The sequence below is a fragment of the Streptomonospora salina genome, assembly GCF_014204715.1.
Lineage (GTDB): Bacteria > Actinomycetota > Actinomycetes > Streptosporangiales > Streptosporangiaceae > Streptomonospora > Streptomonospora salina.
This window is the reverse complement of the sequence record NZ_JACHLY010000001.1, coordinates 721406-745120: the sequence shown is the minus strand read 5'-3', so window position 1 is coordinate 745120 and position 23715 is coordinate 721406. Positions and strand designations below refer to the sequence as shown.

The following is a 23715-nucleotide window of genomic DNA, read 5'->3' as shown; positions in this document are numbered from 1 at the left end:
GCCGCCGGACCGGATCCGCAGCCGCCCGGCGGCCGGATCAGCGGCGCGCCGCGTCTGCGTACGGGGCGGCGCCGCGGCAGCCGCGCAGGACCACGGCCGCCACCGCGCGCGGGTCGTCGGCCATGGGGATGTGCCCGCAGCCCGGCAGCACGACGCTGCGGGCGTGCGGGATGCGGCGCAGCGCCCGCCGCGCCCCGGCGGGCGGCAGCAACCGGTCGCGCTCGCCCCAGGCGACGGTGACCGGGCAGGCGACGGTGCCGGAGAAGGTGTAGCGGGCCACGTGCCGGGCCATTCGCACGAACGGCGAGCCCGGCGCGATCACCGAGGTGTCGAAGGCGATGCCGTGCGCGGCCGGTGGCCCGGGGTCGGCGCGCAGAGCCCGCTGCGCCAGTGCGCGGGCCGGCGGGGTGTGCGCGGCGGCGCGGACGAGGCGCTGCGGAATGCGGGCCGCCGCGCGGGCGCCCAGGGCCAGGGTGCGCGCACCGGCGGTGCGCGCGGCGGAGCCGAACCCGATCGGAGACAGCGCGGTCACCGAGGCCGCCCGGCCGCGTGCGGCCATCTCCAGTGCCACAGCGCCGCCCAGGGAGTTGCCCACCACGTGCGGGCGCTCCTCCAGCCCGAGGTCGGCGCACAGCTGCAGCACGGCGTCCACGAGGTAGTCCACGTCGTAGGCGCGCGGGCCCCCGGGGCCGGGTGCGGGCGACTCCCCGAAGCCCGGCAGGTCCGCGGCCACGACCCGGTAGTGGGGCGCGAGGCCGGCCGCCACGGTCCGCCAGGCCCGGCGGTGGTGGCCCAGCCCGTGCAGCAGCAGTACGGCCTCGCCGGTTCCCCGGTCGTCGTAGACGATGCGCGACGTGTCCATGAACACCAGGTGTACCCGATTCAAGCGGTTCATTCCGGGTGCAGGGCGTACTGGATTCGTCACACCCGCGAGCCGAGCACGTGCAGCGGGGGCGAGCGCGGCGGCGGAGAACGCGGCCCCGGACCCGGACAGCCGGGGGCGCCTCTCGCTGCCCGCTTCGCAGCGGACGACTGAGCGTGCACGGCCGCGGGCGGCGGCTCGGCGTCCCGCTGGGCCGAGGAATCCTCCGGCCGCGGTCGGCGCCGGCGGAGGGGCTTATCGGCTCCGCGCCGCCCGCTGCTCGCGCCAGCGTTCGATCAGCGCCGGGAACTCGCCGAGCATGAACGCGTAGAAGTCGCGCATCTCCTCCAGCCGGGGCTGCGCGAAGCCGTCCTCCGCGGTGACCTCGACGCCGTGCTCGGCCATCCGCAGCAGCGCTGCGACGACCTCGTTCTGCTTGCTGAACAGCCGCGCCCACGCGTCGTCGCGCAGCCGGTAGTGGTCGCGGCGGCTGCCCGCCGCAGGGACGCGCTCCACCAGCCCCACCGACGTCAGCATGGTGACCGCGCCCGACACCGACCCGGTGCTGACGGAGAGCTCCGCGGCGAGGTCGCCCTGGGTCAGTGCGGGCTGCTCGGCGAAGATGACGGCCGCCATCACCCGTGCGGTCATGCGCTGCATCCCGTGCTCGCTCAGGACCAGCGCGAGCTGCTCGGTCGCCTCCCGGCGCTCCTCTGCTGTGGACAAGTCGGCTCCTCCCCGGTTCCGCTGTTCACCCCGATGATACCGACGTCTTCGTCGAATCCGAGTATTCAGAAAATTCTGAAAATCGAGTACGATGGTGTGTGGTGCGGAGCACCGGCGCGCGCGCCGGGTCCGCGGTCGGACACGGCACCCACGCGAACCGGAGCCCCACGATGCGGGTCCTCATCTTCACCCACGGCACACGCGGCGACGTCCAGCCGTTCGCGGCGCTCGCGAAGGCCCTGGAGGCCGCCGGACACGAGGCCCTGCTGGCGGCCCCGCAGTCGTCCGCCGCCCTCGCCGCCGAGCACGGTGTCCCGTTCGCGCCGCTGGACGACGGGCCCCTCCGCATGCTTGAGGACCGGCAGCTCCTCGGGGACGTCGGCGGCGCGGGCGGGGGCCGCGGCAGACTGCGGGAGGCCGGTGCGATGCTGAACATCATCCGCCGGGCCAAAGCCGATATGGTGCGGGTGCTCGACGACATGGCCGCGGCCGCCGACCTGTTCGTCGCCGACGTGGTGGTGCACGGGATGGGCTATCCGGGCCACCACATCGCCGAGTACCTGGGGGTTGCCTCCGTTCCGGCGGCGCTGCAGCCGTTCTGGGTGCCCACCGCGGCGTTCCCCAATCCCATGCTTCCGGTGCCCGTTCCGCGCGCGCTGAACCGGGCGAGCCACCGCTTCAACACCCTCGTGCTGCGCTCCTACGCGGGGACGGAGGACGACTGGCGCGGGCGCCGGCTGGGCCTGCCGCGCCGCCCCGGCAGGCACCGCGTGCTGCGCAGGCCCGACGGTTCGGCCGCGCCGCTGCTTCAGGCGTTCAGCCGCCACCTCGTCCCCGCCCCCGCCGACCACCCCGAATGGGTGCACACCACCGGGCACTGGTTCCTGCCCGCGCCCGCCGACTGGACGCCGCCGGAGCGGCTGACGGATTTCCTCGCCGCAGGAGACCCTCCCGTGTTCGCCGGGTTCGGCTCCATGCCCGGCAGCGACCCTGCCGGGCTGGGCCGGGAGGTCGTCGCGGCCGTGCGGAGCGCCGGCGCACGCGCGGTGCTCGCGACCGGATGGGGCGGCCTCGCCGAGGCGGCCGAGGGCGAGGACGTCCTGGTCGTGCGGGAGGTCCCGCACGACTGGCTCTTCCCGCGCGTGTCGGCCGTCGTCCACGCCGGCGGCGCCGGGGTCGCCGGCGCGGCGCTGGCCGCGGGGCGCCCGCAGATCGTGTGCCCGTTCCACCGGGAGCAGCGCTTCTGGGCCGAGCGTGTGCACGCCGCCGGCCTCGGACCCGAGCCGCTGCCCGCCGGCAGGGTCACCGCCGCTGCGCTCGCCGAGCGGATCCGGCGGGCCGCAGGCAACCGGGAGACGGCCCGCCGCACCGCCGATCTCGTGCGCAGCGAGGAGGGAGCGGCCGCCGCCGTGCCCCTGATCGAAGCCGAAGCGGCGCGGGGGAGGGCCCTCGGCGGCGCCTAGCCTTCAGGGCACGGGGAGGCGGCGGCGACCACACCACGCAGCGGCCGCCGCCGTGCCCCTGATCGAAGCCGAAGCGGCGCGGGGGAGGGCCCTCGGCGGCGCCTAGCCTTCAGGGCACGGGGAGGCGGCGGCGACCACACCACGCAGCGGCCGCCGCCGTGCCCCTGATCGAAGCCGAAGCGGCGCGGGGGAGGGCCCTCGGCGGCGCCTAGCCTTCAGGGCACGGGGAGGCGGCGGCGACCACACCACGCAGCGGCCGCCGCACCGGGGCGGCCTCAGGCGGGCAGGCCCAGCTCCCGGGCGATGAGCATCCGCTGGATCTCCGACGTCCCCTCGCCGACCTCCAGGATCTTGGCGTCGCGGTAGAACCGGCCCACCGGGTATTCGTTCATGAACCCGTAGCCGCCGAAGATCTGCGTCGCGTCGCGGGCGTTGTCCATGGCGGCGTTGGACGAGGCCAGCTTCGCGATCGCGGCCTGCTTCTTGAACGGCTCGCCGGCCAGCATGCGCGAAGCGGCGTCGTAGTAGGCGAGACGGGCGGTGTGGACCCGCGCCTCCATGTCGGCGATGGTGAACTGGATCGCCTGGTAGGAGCCGATGGCGTTGCCGAACGCCTCGCGCTCGCCGGCGTAGCGCAGGCTCTCGTCGACGCACCCCTGCGCCAGGCCCACGCCCAGCGCCGCGATGGCGATCCGGCCTTCGTCGAGGATGCGCAGGAACTGCGCGTAGCCGCGGCCGCGCTCGCCCACCAGGTTCTCCTCGGGGACCCGGCAGCCGTCGAACACCAGTTCGTTGGTGTCGGAGGCGTTCCAGCCGACCTTGGAATAGTGCTGGCCCACCGACATGCCCGGCGTGTCCGACGGGATCAGGACCGCCGAGATCTCCGGGCGGCCGTCGGGCTTGACCCCCGTGGCCGCGGTGACGGTGACCAGGGCCGTGATGTCGGTCCCGGAGTTGGTGATGAACGACTTGGTGCCGTCGACGACCCATTCGCCCCCCTCCAGCCGCGCGGTGGTGCGGGGCGCGCCGGCGTCGGACCCGCCGCCGGGCTCGGTCAGGCCGAAGGCGCCCAGCGCCTCGCCCGAGCACAGGCGCGGCAGCCAGGCGCGGCGCTGCGCATCGCTGCCGAACCGGTGGATGGGCATGGCGCCGAGCGAGACCCCGGCCTCCAGGGTGATCGCGACCGAGGAATCGACGCGGGCCAGTTCCTCCAGCGCCAGACACAGCGCGAAGTAGTCGCCGCCCATACCGCCGTACTCCTCCGGGAACGGCAGGCCGAACAGGCCCATGCTGCCCATACCGGCGACGATGCCGTAGGGGAAGGCGCCGCGCTCGTAGTAGTCGCCGATGACCGGCGCCACTTCGGTGCGGGCGAAATCCTCGACGGTGCGGCGCAGGTCTTCGTACTCGGCGGACAGCCCGTGGGCCATGGCTACTCCTCGGATGTGGTGGATGCGGAGCCGGGGGCGCCGAGGCCGGGCGGGGTGTGCTCGGACTCCGGCGCGATGCGGGCCAGCAGGGCGTCCATGGCCACCGGGCGGCCCGGACGCACGGGCAGTTCGGCGACCGTGCCGTCGGCGGGCGCGGTGACGGTGTGCTCCATCTTCATCGCCTCGACGACGACTACGGGGGCGCCGGCGCTGACGTAGTCGCCCTCGGCGACGGCGACCGACAGGACGGTGCCGGGCATGGGGCTGCGCACCGAGCCGTCGCCCGCCGCGCCGGCGCCGCGGGCCGGCGCGAGGACGGGATCGTCGCGGAAGTGCCACGCCGCGCCGCCGCGGCCCAGCCACAGCCCGGAGGCTTCGGCGGCGCGGGCGTAGCGCAGCGTCCGCGAGCGCAGCGCGACGGTCAGGGTGCGGCCGTCGGGGGAGCGGGCTGCGTCGACGGCCACAGCGGGGGCGCCGTCGATGCCGACCTCGTAGCCGAGGGTGCGCGCGCCGGCGCCGTCCTCGGGCAGGAGGGCGGGGACGGGCGGGTTCCGCGGGTCGGCGGCGCCGGTCGGCTCGGGGGCGGGGCGCCGCCGGACGCGGACGGCGGCGGCGCCGTGCCGGGCCGAGCGCAGCCGCCACACGGTCCAGGCCGGTGGGCCCAAGCGCCAGCCGTCGGGGACGCTGAAGCGGTCGGCGGTGCGCGGGTCCGGCTCCAGGCCGAGCTGGTGGTCGGCGGCCGCCGCCAGCAGCTCGTCGGCCACGGGCGCGCCGTCGTCGCCGGCTCCGCCGTCCGGGGCCGCGGTGAGTCCGGGGGCGAGCCGTTCGGTGAGGTCCGTGCTCAGCGCACCGGAGCGCACCTGGGGTGTGCGCAGCAGGGTGCGCAGGAATGCGACGTTGGTGCCGCACCCCAGCAGGGTGTAGTCGGCCAGCGCCGCATCCATCCGGTCCAGGGCCGCCGGGCGGTCCGGCGCCCAGGTGACGACTTTGGCGAGCATGGGGTCGTAGGCCGAGGTGACCTCGCCGCCTTCGTCCGTCCCGGAGTCGACGCGGACGTGCTCGCCGGCGGGCTCGTCCAGCAGCAGTACGCGGCCGCCGGTGGGCAGGAACCCCTGGGCGGGGTCCTCGGCGTAGACCCGCGCTTCCACGGCGTGGCCCGACAGCGACACGTCGGCCTGGGCGAAGGGCAGCGGCTCGCCGCGCGCGATACGGATCTGCAGTTCGACCAGGTCGAGGCCGCGCCGCCCGCCGAGCGCGGCCACGGCCTCGGTGACGGGGTGCTCGACCTGCAAACGGGTGTTCATCTCCAGGAAGGAGTAGTCGAGCCCGGCGCTCGCCGCCGGGGGAGCGGACCGCGCAGACGCGGTGCCCGGGGCGCTCTCCTGCGGCGGTTCGACGATGAACTCCACCGTGCCCGCCCCGACATACCCGCAGGCGTGGGCCGCCGCCACGGCGGCCCGGCCCATGGCGGCGCGCTGCTCCTCGCTCAGCAGAGGGGAGGGCGACTCCTCCACGATCTTCTGGTGGCGGCGCTGCAGGCTGCATTCGCGTTCGCCGAGGTGGACCGCGCCGCCGTGTCCGTCGGCCAGCACCTGCACTTCGATGTGGCGCGGCCGCCGCACCAGCCGCTCGGCCAGCAGGGTCGGGTCGCCGAAGGCGGTTTCGGCCTCGCGGCGCGCCGCAGCGGCGGCGCCGGCCAGTTCGCCGGGCCCGTCGACCACGCGCATCCCCTTGCCGCCGCCGCCCGCCGACGGCTTGAGCAGTAGCGGGTAGCCCGCCTGGTCGGCGGCACGGGCCAGCTCGCCGTCGTCCATGGGACGGCCGGGGGCTTCGGCGAAACCGGGCAGCAGCGGAACTCCGGCTTCGGCGACGCGCCGCTTCGCGCGGATCTTGTCGCCCATCGCCTCGACGGCCTCGGGCGGCGGCCCGATGAACACCAGGCCCGCCTCGGCGCAGCGTCGCGCGAAGTCGGCGTTTTCGGACAGGAAGCCGTAGCCGGGGTGTACCAGCTGCGCTCCCGATTCCGCGGCCGCCGCCACGATCGCTTCGGCGTCGAGGTAGCTGTCGGCCAGGGACGCGCCGCCGACGCACACCGCGGAGTCGGCCGCGCGCACGTGCCGGGCGCCGGGGTCGGCGGTGCTGTGCACGGCCACCGAGCGCAGCCCCATGCGCCGCACCGTCCGCATGATGCGCACCGCGATCTCGCCGCGGTTGGCCACCAGCACCGCGGCCGGGCCGCCGGCCGCCGCCGGGTGCTGTTCACGTTCGGACATCGTCCACCTCACATCCGGAAGACGCCATAGCCCACCGGCTCCAGCGGCGCGTGGCGGGCGGATTCCAGCCCCAGCGCCAGCACGGTGCGGGTGTCGGCCGGGTCGATGACGCCGTCGTCCCACAGCCGCGCCGTGGAGTAGTAGGGGTCGCCCTGCCGTTCGTACTGCTCGCGGATCGGTTCCTTGAACCGCTCTTCCTCGTCGGCCGGCCACTCCTCGCCGCGGGCTTCCGCTTGCTCGCGCCGCACGGTGGCCAGGACCGAGGCGGCCTGCTCGCCGCCCATCACCGAGATCCGCGCGTTGGGCCACATCCACAGAAACCGCGGCGAATACGCCCGCCCGCACATGCTGTAGTTGCCGGCGCCGAAGGAGCCGCCGATGACCACGGTGAACTTGGGCACCCGCGCGCAGGCCACCGCCGTGACCATCTTGGCGCCGTGCTTGGCGATCCCGCCGGCTTCGTAGTCGCGGCCGACCATGAACCCGGAGATGTTCTGCAGGAACACCAGCGGCGTGGAGCGCCGGTCGCACAACTCGATGAAGTGCGCGCCTTTGAGCGCCGACTCCCCGAACAGGATGCCGTTGTTGGCGACGATCCCCACCGGGTGGCCGTGGATGCGGGCGAACCCGCAGACCAGAGTGGTGCCGTACTCGGCCCGGAACTCGGTGAACCCGCTGCCGTCGACCACGCGGGCGATGACCTCGCGCACGTCGTAGGGGGTGCGGGTGTCGGTGGGCACCACACCGTGGATCTCGGCGGGGTCGAGGGCGGGCGGTTCCGGCTCGGCGCGCTCCCAGGCCGGTTCGGCGCGCGGCCCCAGCGTGTCGGCGATCTGGCGGACGAGCGCCAGCGCGTGGCCGTCGTCGTCGGCCAGGTGGTCGACGACCCCGGACACGCGGGCGTGCACGTCGCCGCCGCCCAGCTCCTCGGCGGTGACGACTTCGCCGGTGGCGGCCTTCACCAGGGGCGGGCCGCCCAGGAAGATCGTGCCCTGGTCGCGCACGATCACGGCTTCGTCGCTCATCGCCGGGACGTAGGCGCCTCCGGCCGTGCAGGACCCCAGTACCGCGGCGATCTGCGGGACGCCCAGCTGCGACATGGTCGCCTGGTTGTAGAAGATCCGGCCGAAGTGTTCGCGGTCGGGGAAGACCTCGTCCTGCATCGGCAGGAACGCGCCGCCGGAGTCGGCCAGGTACACGCACGGCAGCCGGTTGTGCAGCGCCACTTCCTGCGCGCGCAGGTGCTTTTTGACGGTGGCGGGGTAGTAGCTGCCGCCCTTGACCGTGGCGTCGTTGGCCACGATCACCGTCTCGCGCCCGCATACCCGTCCGATTCCGGTGATGATCCCGGCGGCGGGGGCGTCGTGGCCGTCGGTGCCGTAGAGGCCCCAGCCGGCCAGCGGCGACAGTTCGAGGAACGGCGAGCCGGGGTCGAGCAGGCGGTCCACGCGCTCGCGCGGCAGCAGCTTGCCGCGCTCCGCATGGCGGGCGCGGGTCTTCTCCGGTCCGCCCAGGGCGGTTGCGGCGACCCGGTCGCGCAGCTGGTCGGCCAGGGCGCGGTTGGCGCGGGTGTTGGCTGCGAATTCGGCGCTCTCGGTGTCGATGGCCGAGCTGAGCACCGGTCCCGTTGGCATCGTGGCCTCCGCGGTTAATGATCGCTAACATTCGGGATGTTAGTGTCCGTTAACGCCGGTGTCCAGAGCCGCGCGCCCGCCTTCTGAGATCGACGCGCGGCGCCGAGGGAAGGAGGCGCAGATGGCCGGCCGCTCCGGGGGCGACCGCCGCGCCGAGATCCTGCGGGCCGCGGCCGGGCTGTTCGCCGCCCGCGGTTTCCACGGCGTCAGCATCGACGACCTGGGACGTGCCGTCGGCACCAGCGGTCCCGCCCTCTACCGGCACTTCCCCGGCAAGGAAGCGCTGCTGGCGGCCATCCTTCTGGAGGTCAGCGAGCGTCTGGCCGCCGACGGCAAGCAGCGCGCCGAGGCCTGCGCCGACGACCCCCGATCGGCGCTGGAGGAACTGCTGCGCGGCCATATCCGCTTCGCGCTGACCGAACCCGCGCTGATCACCGTGCACGACCGCGAGCTGGACAACGTCCCCGCCCCCGACCGCCGCCGCATCCGCCGCTTTCAGCGCGGCTACGTCGAGCAGTGGGTGGGCGTGCTCGCGCGATTGCGCCCCGCGTCGGACCCGGCGACCCTGCGTGCGGCCGTGCACGCCGCGTTCGGCCTGCTCAACTCCACCCCGCACAGCGCCCAGGAGCTGACGCCCGAACCCATGGCCGGACTCCTGCTGGACATGGGCCGGGCCGCGCTGCTGGCCGGGGACTGACCGACGGCACCGGAGGCGGCTCGCACGTGCGCCACCGTTTCGCCGGAGCCCCGCCCGCCGTGCCTCCGGCGCCGCCGGGGTGTCGGGCGGTGCGCTTCCGTGCGGCGCGCCCTAGGTTTGACCTGGGGGCACTCGGGCAGCCCTGAACACCAACGGACCCGTCCGTTCGGCGCGCCGCCGGTGCGGCCGCGCCCGGTCGGGTCCGCACCGCAGAGCGGTTCAAGGGGGAGTGGTACGACGATGGCACGGCCTCGCATCGTGGTGATCGGCGCAGGATTCGCAGGGTTGCAGGTGCTGAAGCGGCTCGAACGGCGCGTCCCCAAAGGTGCCGCCGACATCGTCCTGGTCGCACCCAACGACTACATGCTCTACAGTCCGCTGCTGCCGCAAGTGGCCTCGGGGCTGCTCACGCCGCAGTCGCTGGCGGTGTCGCTGCACCGGTCGCTGCGGCGCACCCGCATCGTGCCGGGATCGGCCGTGGGCGTCGACACCGAGTCCAAGGCGGTGCTGGTCCGCAAGATCTCCGACGACATGACCGTGGAGCGCTACGACCGGCTCGTCGTCGCGCCGGGCAGTCTCACCCGCGTCTTCGACATCCCCGGGCTGACCGAGCACGCCTTCGGCAACAAGAACCTCGCCGAAGCAACCGTCCTGCGCGACCACGTGCTCGCCCAGTTGGAGCTGGCCAACGCCACGGCCGACCCCGTCGAGCGCGAGGAGCGCTGCCGGTTCGTCGTGGTCGGCGGCGGCTACACCGGCGTGGAGACCGCGGCCTCACTGCGCCGGCTGACCGAAGAGGCGGCCCAGCTCTACCCCTCGCTGCGCTCGGCCATCAGCTGGCACCTGGTCGACATCGCGCCGCGGCTGCTGCCCGAGCTGGGTACCAAGCTGGGCGACGAGGCGCTCGACCTGCTGCGCTCCATGGGGGTGGAAGTCAAGCTGGAGGTGACCGTCAAGGAGGTCACCGAGCAGAAGGTGGCGCTGACCGACGGCCGCATACTGCCGTGCCGCACGCTGATCTGGACCGCCGGGACTTCGCCCAGCCCGTTGATGGAATCGCTGGGTACCGAGACCAGCCGCGGAAAGCTTGTGGTGGGATCCGACCTCGCGGTTCCCGAGATGCCCGACGTCTTCGCGGTCGGCGACGCGGCCGCGGTGCCGGACCTGAGCAAGGACGACCGCGGAGCGGTGTGCCCGCCCACCGCCCAGTACGCCGAGCGCCAGGGCACCGTCGCCGCCGACAACGCGATCTCCTCGCTGACCGGGCGGCCGCTGCGCACGTTCCTGCACAAGGACCTGGGCCTGGTGGTCGACCTGAGCGGGCGCGACGCCGTCGCGCGGCCGCTGGGCTACGACCTGTCGGGCTTCCCGGCGTTCGCGGTCACACGCGGATACCACCTGTGGTCGCTGCCCTCCAACCCCGCTCGCGCGCGGGTGGCGGCCAACTGGATGATCCGCGGCATCACCGGCGGCGAGGTCGCCCGCCTGGGCTTCCACCGCGGAAAACCGTCGACCTTCGTCGACCTGGAGGCGGCCCACTACCTCAGCGCCGCGGACGCGCAGCGGCAGAGTGCGCAGCTGCTGCAGGCACAGGAAGCGGCCGGAAGCGGCGGCTGATCGGCCGGGCCGAACGCGGCGGGGCGACGCGAGCGCGGCGGTGCGCCGGCCGGCCGGCGCACCGCCGGCGCCCCCGTTTCCCGGGCCGCCCGGCGGCGCCGCGGCCGGCCGCGTTCAGCGGACGATCTCGTAACCCGCCTCGTCGATCGCGGCATCGAGCTGCTCGCCGCTGAGCGGGCTCCGGCTCTCGACGTCGACCCGGCCGCTGCCCAGGTCGACCTGGACCGAGGTCACCCCCGGCAGCGCCGAGACCTCCTCGGTCACCGCCGTGACGCAGTGCTCGCAGGTCATCCCTTTGACGGTGATGGCGGTAGCGGACATGGCCGACCCCTTTCCTCCCGGTCCTCCCGGACGCGTGTTCGTCTCCGCAAGGCGGGTCAGGAGCGCACCAGCCGCGCGATGGCCTCGGAGGCCTCGCGCACCTTCTCGTCGGCCTCCTCGCCGCCGTTGGCGACGGCATGGCCGACGCAGTGCTTGAGGTGCTCGTCGAGCATCGACAGCGCGAACGAACGCAGCGCCTTGTTCACCGCGGTCGTCTGCGTGAGTACGTCGATGCAGTAGGAGTCGCTCTCGACCATCCGCTGCAGTCCACGCACCTGCCCCTCGATCCGGCTGAGCCGGTCCAGGTGGCTCTTCTTGTTGTCGTGGTAGCCGTAGGTGGCCATCTGCGTGTTCTCCTGAGTGTCCCGCTCTGCAGCCATCAATATACCCCCTTCGGGTATAGCAGCGCCCTGTGCGCGTCCGGAATTCCCGCGACCGGGTGCGTCGCCCCGGAACCATACCGGCCGCCCGACGGTCTCCAGTATCGCCGCCGCGGCAGGCGCAACACCGCGAACCGGTACCCGCGGGGCGTATCCGGGCGCAGGCGGCGCCCCGGCCCGCGCGCCGCCGGCCCCGGGCTCCGCCGTGCGGGTACCGCGGGTCCCCGAACGGGCGCGCAACCGAGTGAATTCGCAGCGCACAGTCGCGGGGCAGGCTTGCCAACGCCGTGGCACGGCGCCGACCATGGGGGTATGAACGACTCCAGCAGCCAGGAGAGCAGCATTCTCGGCCGTATCGACGCTCTGGTGACCGAGGAGCGCGACCTGCGCGAGCAGAGCGAGCACCGGCTGACGCCCGACGAGCGCCAGCGCATGCGCCGCCTGGAGAGCGAACTCGACCAGTGCTGGGACCTGCTGCGCCGGCGCCGCGCCCGCGAAGAGTTCGGCGACGACCCCGACGGCGTCCGCCCGCGGTCCCTCGACGAGGTCGAGAACTACCGCCAGTGATCTGATCCGGGGGACGCCGAAAATCCGGAACCTGCGGGGGATCCGGCGAGTCGCATCCGGTGAACGCACCGCGCCGGGCGGTCGCGCACCCGCGCGTCCGCACTCCGGCTCAGGTGACCGGAGCGGATGAGACGGATCGGGCCGCCCTTCGATGCTGGAGATTCTGACCGGGACCGGGCTCGCCTCGGCCGCCGGCCTCAACGCGTACATACCCCTGCTGACCGTCGGAATCCTCGCGCGCTTCACCGACCTGCTGCCACTGGGCGAGGCGTGGCAGTGGCTCGAGCATCCGGCCGCGCTCGGCGTGATCGGCGTACTGCTGATGCTGGAACTGGCCGCAGACAAGATCCCGTTCGTCGACAGCGTCAACGACATCGTGCAGACCGTCGTCCGCCCGAGCTCGGGCGGTGTCAACTTCGGAGCCGGAGTCTCCTCCACGGGCGCCGCCGAGTTCGCCGCAGCCGCCGGCGGCCCGTCCGGCGGCGACTCGGGCGCCGGCTGGTGGCCGATCGCCGCGGGTGTACTGATCGCGCTGGTCTTCCACCTGCTGAAGGCCGCCGCACGCCCGGTGCTCAACGCCGCCACCTTCGGCGCCGGCGGCCCGCTGGTCAGCGTCGCCGAGGACGGCGCCAGCGTGCTCACCGCACTGGCGGCCGTCCTCGTCCCGGTCCTGGCCGCGGCCGCCGCGGTGCTGCTGGCGGCGGTAGGCGTGTGGGCCGCCCGGCGGCGCAGGTACCGCCGCCGGGCGGCCGCCGCGGCGCCGCCGGGCGTGTACTGAGACCGGAACACGGCGGTGCCCGCCGCACGGCGGACGCCGCCGCTCGGCCGCCCGGCCCCGTTCAGCGCCGCGGAGGCGGCGACCTATAGTGCTCAGGGTGGAATACAACGGGTTCACTCGCCTCAACGGCGTCAAGCACATCGTCTGGGACTGGAACGGGACGCTGCTCGACGACAACCACGCCAACATCGCCGCCCTCAACCGCGTCTGCGCGGAGTTCGGCCGGGATCCGGTCGAACTGGACTTCTGGCGCACCTTCTTCCGAAGGCCGCTGCTGGGGTGCTACGAGGATCTGCTGGGCCGCCGCCTGACCGAGCGGGAGTGGGCGCGGCTGAACCGTACCTACGACGACCACTACACCGCGATGCTGCCGTCCTGCGGCCTGGCCGACGGGGTCCCCGACATCCTGCTGGACTGGCACGCGTACGGCGGATCGCAGTCGCTGCTGTCGATGGCCTCCCACGACCAACTCGCCGGGGTAGTCGCCGAACGCGCCCTCGGCGAGCACTTCGCGCGGGTGGACGGGCGGCGCTTCGACACCCCCGACGGCTCCAAGGCCCGCCACCTGGCCGCCCACCTGGATGAGCTGGGCGTCGACCCCGCCACCGTGGCGCTGGTCGGCGACATCGACGACGACGGCCGCGCCGCCTCCGAAGCCGGAGCCAACGCGGTTCTGGTGGCCTCGGGGCTGATGAGCCGGGAGCGGTTGGAGGCGACCGGCCACCCCGTGGTCGACACCCCGCGGCAGGCCGTCGCCGCCCTCTCCGCCTGAGATCCGGTCGGGCGTCGAGCGGCCCACCGTGGAGATCGCAGCGGAGCGGTCACCGCCGACTCCACCAGGCCCCCGGGGCGGCTCGCGACGGTTCTCGGCGGTTTTCTCCGACCGCCGCCGGGTGACCGACGCGCTCGTTCCGGATCCCGGGCCGTGGGCGACCGGACACCCGGCAGCCGCTGAGCCGACCCACCTCCGTCCTCGCCGCCGGGCGCAGGGCGAGTAGCGCCCGGAGCGCCGGCGCCGGACACGCGACGGGGGGCGGCACCGGCGGTGCCGCCCCCCGCGGACCCGGCCCCGGGCCGGCCGGTCGAGCCCGACTCTCAGCCCAGCTGGACCTTGCGCGCGTCGTCGAAGCGGCGCTGCACGTCCGCCCAGTTCACGACGTTCCAGAACGCCTTGACGTAGTCCGCCTTGACGTTCAGGTACTGCAGGTAGAAGGCGTGCTCCCACATGTCCAGCATCAGCAGCGGGTAGGAGCCCGCGGCCAGGTTTCCCTGGTGGTCGTAGAGCTGCTCGATGATCAGCCGCTGACCGAGGATGTCCCAGGCGAGGATCGCCCAGCCCGAGCCCTGCACGCCCGTCGCCACCGCGGTGAAGTGGGCGCGGAAGGCGTCGAAGCCGCCGAACTGGTCGTCGATGGCGGCCGCGAGCTCGCCCTCGGGCTTGTCGCCGCCGTCGGGCGACATGTTCGGCCAGAAGACCGAGTGGTTGACGTGCCCCGCCAGGTTGAACGCCAGGTTCTTCTCGAGCATGTTGACCGTGCTCAGGTCGTTCTTGTCCCGAGCTTCGGCCATCTTGTCGAGCGCGGTGTTGGCACCCGTGACGTAGGCGGCGTGGTGCTTGTCGTGGTGCAGCTCCATGATCTGACCGGAGATCCACGGCTCCAGCGCCGAGTAGTCGTAAGGCAACTCCGGGAGCTCGTAAGGCGCAGGCATGTTCTACGCACCTCTCTGACGCGATTCCAATGTTTGCGGGACGACGTTGATCGCCGGTAAAGAAGCTATCAGCAGCGGGCACCGATCGCCCGTGTAGCCCTTGTGACAGGCCGGTTCGGGAATAGCGGCGGGGCGCCCCCGGCAGCGCTACCCACCGGCCCCGGCTCTTACCCCCGCGGCGCGCGGGCCCCTGCCGGCGCCGGCCTGTCCGGCGCGTTCGACCCCCGCTCCGTTCCAGGTCGTGCGGGCGCAGGCCGCACCCCACGCACCCGTGCGCTTGAGGATGTCGCAGATGTGCATGCGGTCGATGCGGGGGGATACTCCGTAGCCCGACGGCCAGGTGATCGCCCCGTCCATGTCCAGATCCACCAGCTCCAGCAGCCGCGCGATGGTGGGGGCGCCCGAACGCCCCGTCCAGCAGTGCCATGCGCAGCGGGCCCTCGGCGTCGCTCTGCAGCGCGTCGTAGAACGCCGCGCTCGCGGCGAACAGAGTGACATAGGACACCGACCGGGTCTCGCCCGAGGAGAGCCGGCGGATGCGGTGGTCGCGCGGCTTGCCGTCGGGGCCGGTGTCGTGGATCCGCCCGCGGTAGGCGTACCACCGGCGGGTCCGCCACGTCCAGGTCACCTCCACCCCCGTGCAGCTCCAGCGCCCCCAGCTCAGAACCGATGCGCGCCCCCCGGGCCTGCGGCCGCGGCTGCAGGGCCGCGGTCAGGCCGGAGCAGTGCGCACAGCACCTCCAGCGCGTCGCTGGACAGCCGCCCCGGCCGGGTCGCCGCGCGCGGCCGCCGGCTCGCGGGAGACCTCGCGGGCGCCTTCGGCGGCGCTGAGCACGTCCTCGGCGCCGCGCTGCACCCGAACCGCCAGCTTGGCGGCCTGGTAGCGCACTCGGCTGCCGGTGAACCCGGCGATGGTGGCGGCGGGTTCGCGCCGTCCCGGTACGAGGTCGCCCCAGCGGGCCCGTTGCTCCAGGCGGTCGACGACCGCGTCCAGGCGCGACGCGCCGGCGTCGATCTCGCCGCGGCGCTCGGCGGCGCCGGCCCGGATCGGTCCGGCGCGGGCCGTTCAGCTCGCGTTGTGGCGCACCTCGAAGTGTTTGAGCGCGGCGTCGCAGTCGCCGCGGCCGCCGAGCCGCTCCCAGAAGACCGGGAACCACTCCTCGACCTCGTCCAGCCACACCGTCATCTGCCGCGACTTGTCGGCCAGGAACGCTTCGATGTTGGCGGTGACGGTGCGCACGTAGTAGCGGCTCACCTCCAGCCGCTGCTCCTGGGGCCAGGATTTCCTGCGCATGACGACCCCGCCGGCGAATGCCCGGATGATGCCCGCCGGGTCGCCGCTGTCCCAGCGCCGGGCGTAGCTGTGCGCGACCAGCTCCGGGTCGCGGCGCAGGTGCACGTAGAGCGGGTCGTCGCCGTAGCGCTCGTCCAGCTCGCCCAGGAACCAGGAGAGCCGGTTGTCGACTTCGACGTGCTGATCGGGAAACGCCAAGCGCTCGTCCCCCACGAGGCGGGACCGACTCTCATGGCCGACCGTGAAGTCGGTCAGCTCGCCGCAGGCGGTGGCGAGGGTGACCGATCCGCAGCGGCCGGTGCATAGCACGAAAACACGCATTTCGCCCCTTTTGAAGAGACAGGAGGATTGGGGTGCCGAGGGGTGACATAAGAGGCGTCTATATTCGCACCCCGGGGCCGGGCGGTTCACCCCATGAGAATGGAACGACCGACGGTGGTCGACTGGAATTCACCCTTCCGTCGACCATTCGACCCCCGAAGCAGTACCCGAATGGCGAATCCTGGGCCGTGGCCGACCTTCTGCGGCCCGGCCCGCCCGCCCTCCGGCACTCGTGTCCGGCGGTGCGGCAGCGGCGACCCGAGCCGCATGTCCAGAGCAGAGCCGGGGCGGGCCGGGAGGGCGGTGGCACAGCCTCCGTCCGGATCCGGGCGCGGTACCGCGGTGGGCCCCTGTACCCGCGCTTCGCTCCCGCCGGACCGGCCTTCGCGCTTCGGCGCAGCTCCTATTGCTCCTCGGAGGTCATCCCGCCCATGTCCGTGTCGTCGTCGGCCGCCGGTTCCGCGGCTCGCGCCGCCAGCGCACCCGCACCGGCGCCGGGGGGTCCGCCCGGAGGCCGGGAACGGCGGTACCGCCCGGAGGTCCAAGGGCTGCGCGCGGTGGCCGTCGTGCTCGTCGCCGTGTACCACATCTGGTTCGACCGCGTCTCGGGCGGCGTGGACGTGTTCCTGCTGCTCACCGGGTTTCTGATCACCGGGTCGCTGGTGCGTGCGCTGGAGCGCGACGGCGCCGTCGGCTTCGCCGCCTTCTTCGGGCGACTGGTGCGCCGGCTCGTGCCGGCGGCCGCGGTGGTACTCGCCGCGGTCCTCGCGGCGGCTCCCTTCCTCCTGCCGGGCTCGCAGCTCCAGGCGACCGCCGACCAGGTGCTCGCCTCGGCGCTGTACGTCGAGAACTGGCACCTGGCACTGAACGCGGTCGACTACACGGCGCAGAACAGCGCCGCCGGCCCGCTGCAGCATTTCTGGTCGCTGTCCGTCCAGGGGCAGGCCTACCTGCTGTGGCCGGCTCTGGTAGCCGCTGCGGCCCTGGCCGCGAACCGGCTGGGCGTGGGCCTGCGGCGAGCCGTTCCGGTGGCGCTCGCGCCGGTGTTCGCCGGGTCGCTGGCCTACTCCGTGCATATCACCGCGGCCGACCAGCCCTGGGCCTACTTCGACACCGGAGCGCGCCTGTGGGAGTTGGCACTGGGCGGGCTGCTGGCGCTGCTGCCGCCGGCGCCGGGCGTGCCGGGGCGGGTCCGCGCGGTGCTGGGCTGGGTCGGGCTGTCGGCGCTCGTGCTGTGCGGGGCGCTGATGGACGTCTCGGCGCTGTTCCCCGGCTACACCGCGCTGTGGCCCACGACCGCCGCGGCGCTGGTCGTTCTCGGCGGCGGATCCGAGCGGTGGTGGGGCGCCGACCGCCTGCTGTCGTGGCGCCCGCTGACGCGCCTGGGCGACCTGGCCTATGCGCTGTACCTGTGGCACTGGCCGGTGCTGGTCTTCTACCTGCAGGCCACCGGCCGCGAGGCGGCCGGGCTGCTGGGCGGATGCCTCGTGCTGGCGGTGTCGGTGCTGCTGGCCGCGGCGACCACGGCGCTGGTCCGGGACGGCCTGGCGCGGCTGCAGCGCGGCCCGCGCGGCCGGCTGTCGTCCCTGGGCGCGGCAGCCGCCGCGCTCCTGCTCGTGGCAGCGGCGTCGTCGGCGTGGTCGGCCCGGCTCACACAGGAGCGCGAGGAGCGCCGGGAACAGGCGGAATCGGTGACCGACGAGGGCCGGTATCCGGGCGCGCAGGTACTGGCCGATCCGCGCCTCGCCGAGACCACGCCCCGGGCGCCGGTGCTGCCCGCGCCCGCCGATGCCAAGGCCGACCAGAACATCGACTTTGAGAACGGCTGCCACGTGGGCCTGGACGAGGCCGAGCCGGTCGTCTGCGAGTACGGACCCGACTCGGCCGAGCACACCGTTGCGCTCGTGGGCGCCTCCCGCTCGGCGCACTGGTTCGCCGCCCTGTGGGAGGCGGCGCAGGCCAACGGGTGGCGGGTCGTGACGCTGACCAAGAGCGGCTGCCAGTTCAGCACCGACCCGCCCACCCTCGACGGAGAGCCGTTCGCCGAGTGCGTCGAATGGCGCGAAGGCGCCATGGCCGAACTCGACCGACGGCGCCCCGACGCGGTGCTCACCTCTTCCACGCGCGCCCTCCCTTCCGACGAGACCGTGCACCCGGGCTTCATCGAGCGCTGGCAGCAGTTGGACGCCATGGGGATCGACGTCGTCGGAATCCGCGATCTGCCCCGGATCGACTACGAAGGGGCCGCGTGCGTGGAGGCGAACGGGCGCGCGGGGTGCGCGTCGCCGGAGTCCTACAGCCATGCCGAGACCGACCCCGCCCGGAGCCGCAGCGACATCCCGGCCAACGTGGAACTGATCGACCTGACCGACTACGTCTGCCCCGACGGCCGCTGTCCCGCCGTCGTCGGCAACGTGCTGGTGTTCTGGGACCACTCCCACCTGACCGCCACCTACAGCCGCACGCTGGCGCCGATTCTCGGCGAGCGCGTGCGCGCGGCGACCGGGTGGTGACCGCGGATTTTCGGATTTCACACCGCTGCGCGTGCCCGGTGTGCAGCTCTCGCCCCCTGGGTTAGTGTCGATTACGCCCCGCTTCAGTCCGTTTCGAACACGGGTGACCCCGTGCTCCGGCGGCCTCGACCGTTTCGAAGCAGCGGTCGCGGCCACGGCGTGGGAGATCCCCCAGTCCGTCCCCAGATCGGCGGGCCACGACCCTGGAGGTCCTCAATGCGGTTCCTGCGCCTTCTGCGATCCCGCCGGAAGTACCTGGCGGTCGCCGTGCCGGCCGGAGCGGTCGGACTCGCCGGACTGGCCGGGATCGCGGCACTGGCGAGCTCGGGAGCGCTCTCGTGGGAGGGCGCCCTGCTGCTGGCGGCGACCGGCGCCGTCGGCGCCGCCGCTGCGGCCAACGCGCTGCTCGCGGTGGTTCTGGTCCGCCGGGTGGGCGCGGTCAGCCGCAAGGTCAAGGACATCGACCGGCGGGTCGACGCCCAAGGGCGCACGGTGGTGGAGGCCGTCGGAGCCGACCGCCTGGAGATGGTCACGGCGCTGGACAGCGCCCGCGAGGAGCTCAAGGAGATCGATCGGCGCGTCGACGCCAACGGGCGCAAGGTCGTCGAGACCGTCGAAGCCGACCGCCTTGAGACGGTCAAGACCCTCGGCAGCACCCGCAACGAGCTCAAGCGGATGCGCGCCCGGGTCCTTCCGGAGATGTCGGCGGAACTGTCCCGCTCGGTCGCCGTACAGGGCCGCAACGACTACGAACAGCAGGTGGCCTGGGCCGAGCTGCGCGACCACCTCGGCGCGGCCGCCTTCATGCCCCCGCTGCGCGGCTGGGCCGCGTCACCCGACGTGATGCGGGTGGTGGTGCGCCTCGTCGACCGGCACGGGCCGGATCTGGTGGTCGAATGCGGCAGCGGCGCCTCCAGCGTGTGGCTGGGGTATGCGCTGCGCCGTGCCGGCCGGGGGCGCCTGGTCGCGCTGGAGCACAGCGGGTACTACGCCGAGCGGTCGCGCCGGCTGGTGCGCGACCACGGGCTCGACGACATCGTGGAGATCCGCGACGCGCCCCTGACCGAATGGAGCCCCGACTCCGGAGCGGACGGGGACGCCGACGAGGCCGACCGGCCCTGGTACGACGCCGCGGCCGTGGCGGACCTGCACGACATCGGCCTGGTCTTCGTCGACGGGCCGCCCGGCAGTACCGCCGAGCAGGCGCGCTATCCCGCTCTGCCCGTTCTGATTCCCCGGTGCGCTTCGGACGCGGTCTTCGTGCTCGACGACGCCGACCGCCCCGACGAACGCGCGGTCGAGGAGCGCTGGCTTGAGGAGTTCCCCGAGCTCAGCGTGGAGGAGGAGCAGACCGAGAAGGGCGCCCGCGTCTTCACCAGGAAGGCGCTGTGACCGGGGAGCCGGTCGAGGAGGTGCTGGACCGGGCGCTGCATCTGTGCGGCGGCGCTCCGGCACTGGTCGGCCATATCGGCGAGGGCGCCGGGCGCGGACTCGGCGCCGTGGCGCTGCGGTCCGGCGACCGACGGGTCGACCTGGAACGCACGTCCGCGCACGGCGGACCGCTGCTGGACGCCGCGGTGAGCGCACCTTCCGGCGTCGCAGCGGCCGAACCTCCGGGCGGGACCGGATCCGCTCCCGCGGCCGGCGTGGTCGCCGTCGTCGCCGCCACCGTCGCCGACCTGCGGCGCGCCGTCAGTCTGGGGTCGCGGTTGCCCCGCACCCACCAGGTCGTGGTGGTCGTCGGTTCCGCGGCCCACCACGAGCCCCCGCTGCCCGCGGCTCCGGGGCTGGGCCAGTGGCGGCAGCTGCAAGAGGCGCGCGTGCGCCGGCTCGGCGCCGCCGGCCACTGGGCCTGCGAACTGTACTTCCTGGAACCGGTCGATCCCGGCCCGGCGCTGAACGCGGTGGCCGACGGAGCGATCGGCAGGCCCCGGGGACCGGCGCCGACCCCGGCGGCCGCGCTGAGCGGAGCCGACGCGCCGTCGTGGCTGCCCGGCCAGGCTCGGGCGGTCGCCGCAGCGCCCGCAGGTCCGGTACCGCTCAACCGGACCACACCGCTGGCCGACGTGGCGCTGCGGGTCGGCGGAGCGGTGCACCCCCGATGGGAGGACGACGAGGTACCGGCGCTGGACCGGCCCGCCTCCGACGAGTTGAGCTGGTCGGCCATCAGCGGCCCCGAAGGGCCCCGGCGCATCCGGCGCGCGAGTCTGGGGCGGGGCGCGCCCGCGCAGCTGCCGCCGGTCGACGAGCGCGTGGTCAACCCGGTCGGCTTCGTCGGCGAGGCGGGCCGGCGTGTGGGAGACCTCGTGGCGCGCGACGGACGCCCGGCCGTCATCGCCGGAAACGAGGTGGTCGCGCGCCTTCCCGACTCCGGTGCGGTCACCGAGGTCGAGCTGGCGCGGTTGCGCGGCCTGCGCGCCGTCCGCTTCGGGTGGTCGGGCCACAGCGGCCCGTTGGCCGCCATGCGCGCCGTCGCCGGCCTCGCGGCAGGAGGCGTGCCGCTCTTCACTACGCAGGAAGCACCCGCGTGGGCCGCTCCGTTGGGCGCCGAGCTCAGCACGCTGCTGACGTCGGTCACCGCCGAGGACCTCGCCGACCAGCTGTGCCGTGAGCGCCACAGCATCGCGCTGCGGCGCTGCGCCTTGCGTACGCACTCGGTCTCGGCGCGCTGGCGGACCCTGGGCGCCCACGCCGGGGTGGTGCCCGCGCCCGAGCCGCGGGTGTCGGTGCTGCTGTGCACCCGGCGCCCCGAACTGGTGGGATTCGCACTGGAGCAGATCGGCCGCCAGCGCGGCGTCGAGCTGGAGGTGGTGCTGGCGCTGCACGGGTTCGGCACCGACGCGCCCGGCGTCGCCGGCGCCGTCGAGCGCTTCGCCGCCGGCGGGCGCGAAATCACCGTGTACGAGGCCGACCAGGACGACGTGTTCGGGGCGGTGCTCAACCGGGCGGCCGCACGCGCCCGCGGCAGCGTCGTCGCCAAAATGGACGACGACGACTTCTACAGTCCCGACTACCTCGCGGACCTGCTGCTGGCCCGCACCTACGCCTCCGCCGACGTGGTGGGCTGCGGCCCGGAGTTCGTCTACCTGGAGGATATCGACCGCACGGTCTGGCGCCCCGGTGCGTCGGAGCGGATCATCCCCCACGTGTCGGGCGGCAGCCTGCTGACCGACCGGGTGGTTCTGGAGGAGTGCGGCGGATTCCGTCCGCTGGCGCGTGCCGTGGACACCCAGCTGCTGCTCGCGGTCCGCGGCTCCGGCGGGCGGATCTACCGCACCCACGCGCACAACTACCTGATCCGGCGCCGTTCGTCGGGCCACACGTGGGTCGAGCACCACGGGTACTTCCTGCGCAACTCGCTGCGCCAGTGGCCGGGGCGCCGACCTGCGGGCCTGCCCGAGGAGCAGGCCGGGCCGGCCGGCGAGGGCGGAGGCGACGCGGAAGGCGGTGCCGGGAGCCGAGGCGACAGAGAGAGCGAGGCAGTGTGACGATCGTCGACGGCGGCGCCGCAGGCGGCCGCACGAAGCCGGAAAGCACCGGGCGGGCGTCCGGGGGCGCCGCAGTGCCTCGGCCCTGGATCCGCCGCAACGACTACACGGCGCTGGAGATCCCGCGTCTGGGGGAGTGGGAGCCGCACCTGAGCGTGAGCGTGATCGTCCCCGCGCACGGCCACCAGGACAAGCTCGACCTGGTGCTGGCGGCGCTGGCCGAGCAGAGCTATCCGTCCCGTTTGATGGAGACCGTGGTCGTGGACGACGGCAGCGAGCCGCCGCTGCGTCTGCCCGAGGCGCGCCCGGAGAACACGAGGCTGATCGCCTCCGATGAGGGCGGTTGGGGATCGGCGCACGCGGTCACCTGCGGCGCCGCGGCCGGCGACGGCGATGTGGTGCTGCGGCTGGACGCCGACATGCTGGTCTACCGCGAGCACGTGGAGTCGCAGCTGCGCTGGCACCACGCCGCCGACTACCTGGCCGTGCTGGGTCACAAGCTGTTCGTGCCCTTCACCCCGGGCGAGCCGGATCCGGAAAGCGTGCGCGCGGCCGTCGCCGAGGGCCGCGCCGCCGAGCTGTTCGACGCCGGCAGCGCCGAGAAGCACTGGATCGAGCGGACGATCGACCGCACCGAGGCGCTGGCCGCGGCCGACCATCGGGCCCATACGGTGTTCATCGGCGCGTCGGGTTCGCTGCACCGCGACCTGTTCGACGAAGCCGGCGGGCTCGCGGGCGAGATGGTGCTGGGCGGCGACTCCGAGTTCGCCTACCGCCTGGCCCAGGCCGGTGCGGTGTTCGTCCCCGACCTCGACAGCAGCAGCTGGCACTTGGGCCGTACCCAGATGCAGACCCGCCGTGAGGCCGGTGCCCGCTACCGGCGTCCGTTCGTCGCCACGCGGGTCCCCGACTTCCGGGACTGGCGCAACCAGGGTCCGCGGCAGTGGGCGGTGCCCTACGTCGACGTCGTGGTCGACGTCGGCGCGGCGTCGTTGGAGGACGCCGAGACCACGCTCGCGCCGCTGCTGGCCGGAACCGTTCCCGACATCCGTGTCCGCGTCGTCGGAACCTGGTCGGCACTGAGCGAGGAGCGGCGCTCCCCGCTGGACGAGGACCTGCTGGACCTGCGGCTGATCCGGGAGGCGTTCCGCGGGGACAGCCGTGTCTCCTTCGCGGAGGAGGAGCCAGAACGCGATATCGCGGTGCCGTTCCGGCTGCACCTGCCCGCCGGCTGCGCGCCGACACGGCGCGCCGTGGAGCGCATCACCGAGGTCGCCGACCAGCACCGGGTCGGCCTGGTACGCCTCACGGACCCGAGCGTGGACGCCTTCGGGCCGCGCCCGGTTCGGCTGGAGCGCACCGCGGCGTTCATGCGCGCCCGCCGACTGGGTGCCGACCAGGGCGGGCCGGAGGAACTGGACGCCGCGGTCGACCGGCTCTACGGGCTGCACTGGATCGGCGGGGCGGGCATCGTCGGCGACGAGGACGAGGAGCCGCCCCGCGATTGGGGTACGCGGCTGCGCGCGGCCGAGCGGAAGGCCGACGCGCAGCGCGCCCGCGCCGACCGGTTGGAGCGGCGGCTGCGCTGGCTCGGCCGCGGCCTGCCGCGGCGGCTGGTCGAGCGGCTGACGCGCTGACGCC

At 73.9% G+C, this 23715-nt stretch carries 21 protein-coding genes and 1 pseudogene; 10 read left to right on the top strand and 12 right to left on the bottom strand.

Going from position 1 to position 23715, the window contains the following annotated elements:
- Positions 1 to 37 precede the first annotated feature (37 nt).
- Positions 38 to 895: an alpha/beta fold hydrolase gene (locus tag HNR25_RS03375; RefSeq protein WP_376767454.1), complete on the bottom strand. Its 858-nt coding sequence runs from the start codon at positions 893 to 895 to the stop codon at positions 38 to 40.
- Positions 896 to 1117: 222 nt separating this feature from the next.
- The gene (locus tag HNR25_RS03370) at positions 1118 to 1588 is read right to left on the bottom strand and encodes a GbsR/MarR family transcriptional regulator (protein WP_246463509.1); all 471 of its coding nucleotides are present in this window, start codon (positions 1586 to 1588) and stop codon (positions 1118 to 1120) included.
- 101 nt (positions 1589 to 1689) lie between these two features.
- Between HNR25_RS03370 and HNR25_RS03365 the strand changes: the two genes are divergently transcribed.
- Entirely contained in the window at positions 1690 to 3051 is a 1362-nt protein-coding gene (locus tag HNR25_RS03365) for a glycosyltransferase (protein WP_312862330.1), read from the top strand.
- Between the two features lie 275 nt (positions 3052 to 3326).
- On the opposite strand, the gene HNR25_RS03360 is transcribed toward HNR25_RS03365, so the two are convergent.
- From HNR25_RS03360 to HNR25_RS03350, 3 genes are read right to left on the bottom strand one after another with little or no spacing between them, the layout of a single operon-like run.
- Positions 3327 to 4481, bottom strand: coding sequence for an acyl-CoA dehydrogenase family protein (locus HNR25_RS03360; protein ID WP_184633274.1), 1155 nt, complete (start codon positions 4479 to 4481; stop codon positions 3327 to 3329).
- 2 nt (positions 4482 to 4483) lie between these two features.
- Positions 4484 to 6754 carry an acetyl/propionyl/methylcrotonyl-CoA carboxylase subunit alpha gene (locus HNR25_RS03355; RefSeq protein WP_184633273.1) on the bottom strand — a complete coding sequence of 757 codons (2271 nt, stop codon included), beginning with the start codon at positions 6752 to 6754 and terminating at the stop codon, positions 4484 to 4486.
- 8 nt (positions 6755 to 6762) lie between these two features.
- The gene (locus HNR25_RS03350) at positions 6763 to 8373 is read right to left on the bottom strand and encodes a carboxyl transferase domain-containing protein (protein WP_184638767.1); all 1611 of its coding nucleotides are present in this window, start codon (positions 8371 to 8373) and stop codon (positions 6763 to 6765) included.
- Between the two features lie 136 nt (positions 8374 to 8509).
- Here HNR25_RS03350 and HNR25_RS03345 point away from each other — a divergent pair, with 136 nt between their 5' ends.
- Both HNR25_RS03345 and HNR25_RS03340 read left to right on the top strand, forming a co-directional pair.
- Positions 8510 to 9085, top strand: coding sequence for an SACE_7040 family transcriptional regulator (locus HNR25_RS03345; protein WP_184633272.1), 576 nt, complete (start codon positions 8510 to 8512; stop codon positions 9083 to 9085).
- Positions 9086 to 9325: 240 nt separating this feature from the next.
- Positions 9326 to 10702: an NAD(P)/FAD-dependent oxidoreductase gene (locus HNR25_RS03340; protein WP_184633271.1), complete on the top strand. Its 1377-nt coding sequence runs from the start codon at positions 9326 to 9328 to the stop codon at positions 10700 to 10702.
- Between the two features lie 114 nt (positions 10703 to 10816).
- On the opposite strand, the gene HNR25_RS03335 is transcribed toward HNR25_RS03340, so the two are convergent.
- Positions 10817 to 11023, bottom strand: coding sequence for a heavy-metal-associated domain-containing protein (locus HNR25_RS03335; RefSeq protein WP_184633270.1), 207 nt, complete (start codon positions 11021 to 11023; stop codon positions 10817 to 10819).
- A gap of 56 nt (positions 11024 to 11079) precedes the next feature.
- Complete coding sequence (locus HNR25_RS03330; RefSeq protein ID WP_184638765.1) at positions 11080 to 11367, bottom strand: metal-sensitive transcriptional regulator; 288 nt, start codon at positions 11365 to 11367, stop codon at positions 11080 to 11082.
- Positions 11368 to 11715: 348 nt separating this feature from the next.
- Here HNR25_RS03330 and HNR25_RS03325 point away from each other — a divergent pair, with 348 nt between their 5' ends.
- The 3 genes from HNR25_RS03325 to HNR25_RS03315 all read left to right on the top strand — a co-directional run bounded on the left by HNR25_RS03325 (position 11716) and on the right by HNR25_RS03315 (position 13520).
- Complete coding sequence (locus tag HNR25_RS03325; RefSeq protein WP_184633269.1) at positions 11716 to 11970, top strand: DUF2630 family protein; 255 nt, start codon at positions 11716 to 11718, stop codon at positions 11968 to 11970.
- Positions 11971 to 12121: 151 nt separating this feature from the next.
- Positions 12122 to 12748, top strand: coding sequence for a DUF4126 domain-containing protein (locus HNR25_RS03320; protein WP_184633268.1), 627 nt, complete (start codon positions 12122 to 12124; stop codon positions 12746 to 12748).
- A gap of 97 nt (positions 12749 to 12845) precedes the next feature.
- A complete protein-coding gene (locus HNR25_RS03315) occupies positions 12846 to 13520 on the top strand; it encodes an HAD family hydrolase (RefSeq protein ID WP_184633267.1) in 675 nt (224 codons plus the stop codon).
- 323 nt (positions 13521 to 13843) lie between these two features.
- Here the strand turns inward: HNR25_RS03315 and HNR25_RS03310 are convergent, their stop codons facing one another.
- The 5 genes and pseudogenes from HNR25_RS03310 to HNR25_RS03295 form a co-directional block, all read right to left on the bottom strand.
- Positions 13844 to 14458 carry a superoxide dismutase gene (locus HNR25_RS03310; RefSeq protein WP_184633266.1) on the bottom strand — a complete coding sequence of 205 codons (615 nt, stop codon included), beginning with the start codon at positions 14456 to 14458 and terminating at the stop codon, positions 13844 to 13846.
- A gap of 147 nt (positions 14459 to 14605) precedes the next feature.
- Complete coding sequence (locus HNR25_RS25615; RefSeq protein ID WP_246463508.1) at positions 14606 to 14827, bottom strand: hypothetical protein; 222 nt, start codon at positions 14825 to 14827, stop codon at positions 14606 to 14608.
- An 85-nt stretch (positions 14828 to 14912) separates the two neighbouring features.
- Positions 14913 to 15086, bottom strand: a pseudogene (locus HNR25_RS25610) (SbcC/MukB-like Walker B domain-containing protein); the annotation flags it as partial.
- Positions 15087 to 15170: 84 nt separating this feature from the next.
- Positions 15171 to 15473, bottom strand: coding sequence for a DUF2397 family protein (locus tag HNR25_RS03300; RefSeq protein WP_312862706.1), 303 nt, complete (start codon positions 15471 to 15473; stop codon positions 15171 to 15173).
- A 51-nt stretch (positions 15474 to 15524) separates the two neighbouring features.
- The gene (locus tag HNR25_RS03295; RefSeq protein WP_184633265.1) at positions 15525 to 16073 is read right to left on the bottom strand and encodes a hypothetical protein; all 549 of its coding nucleotides are present in this window, start codon (positions 16071 to 16073) and stop codon (positions 15525 to 15527) included.
- Between the two features lie 431 nt (positions 16074 to 16504).
- Here HNR25_RS03295 and HNR25_RS03290 point away from each other — a divergent pair, with 431 nt between their 5' ends.
- The 4 genes from HNR25_RS03290 to HNR25_RS03275 all read left to right on the top strand — a co-directional run bounded on the left by HNR25_RS03290 (position 16505) and on the right by HNR25_RS03275 (position 23711).
- A complete protein-coding gene (locus tag HNR25_RS03290) occupies positions 16505 to 18586 on the top strand; it encodes an acyltransferase family protein (RefSeq protein ID WP_184633264.1) in 2082 nt (693 codons plus the stop codon).
- Between the two features lie 216 nt (positions 18587 to 18802).
- The gene (locus HNR25_RS03285; protein WP_221457421.1) at positions 18803 to 19978 is read left to right on the top strand and encodes a class I SAM-dependent methyltransferase; all 1176 of its coding nucleotides are present in this window, start codon (positions 18803 to 18805) and stop codon (positions 19976 to 19978) included.
- Entirely contained in the window at positions 19975 to 22074 is a 2100-nt protein-coding gene (locus HNR25_RS03280; protein ID WP_312862329.1) for a glycosyltransferase, read from the top strand. The genes HNR25_RS03285 and HNR25_RS03280 overlap by 4 nt, the downstream gene beginning before the upstream one ends.
- Positions 22071 to 23711 carry a glycosyltransferase family 2 protein gene (locus HNR25_RS03275; RefSeq protein ID WP_184633263.1) on the top strand — a complete coding sequence of 547 codons (1641 nt, stop codon included), beginning with the start codon at positions 22071 to 22073 and terminating at the stop codon, positions 23709 to 23711. Before HNR25_RS03280 ends, HNR25_RS03275 begins: the two co-directional genes overlap by 4 nt.
- The last annotated feature ends 4 nt before the right edge of the window (positions 23712 to 23715 follow it).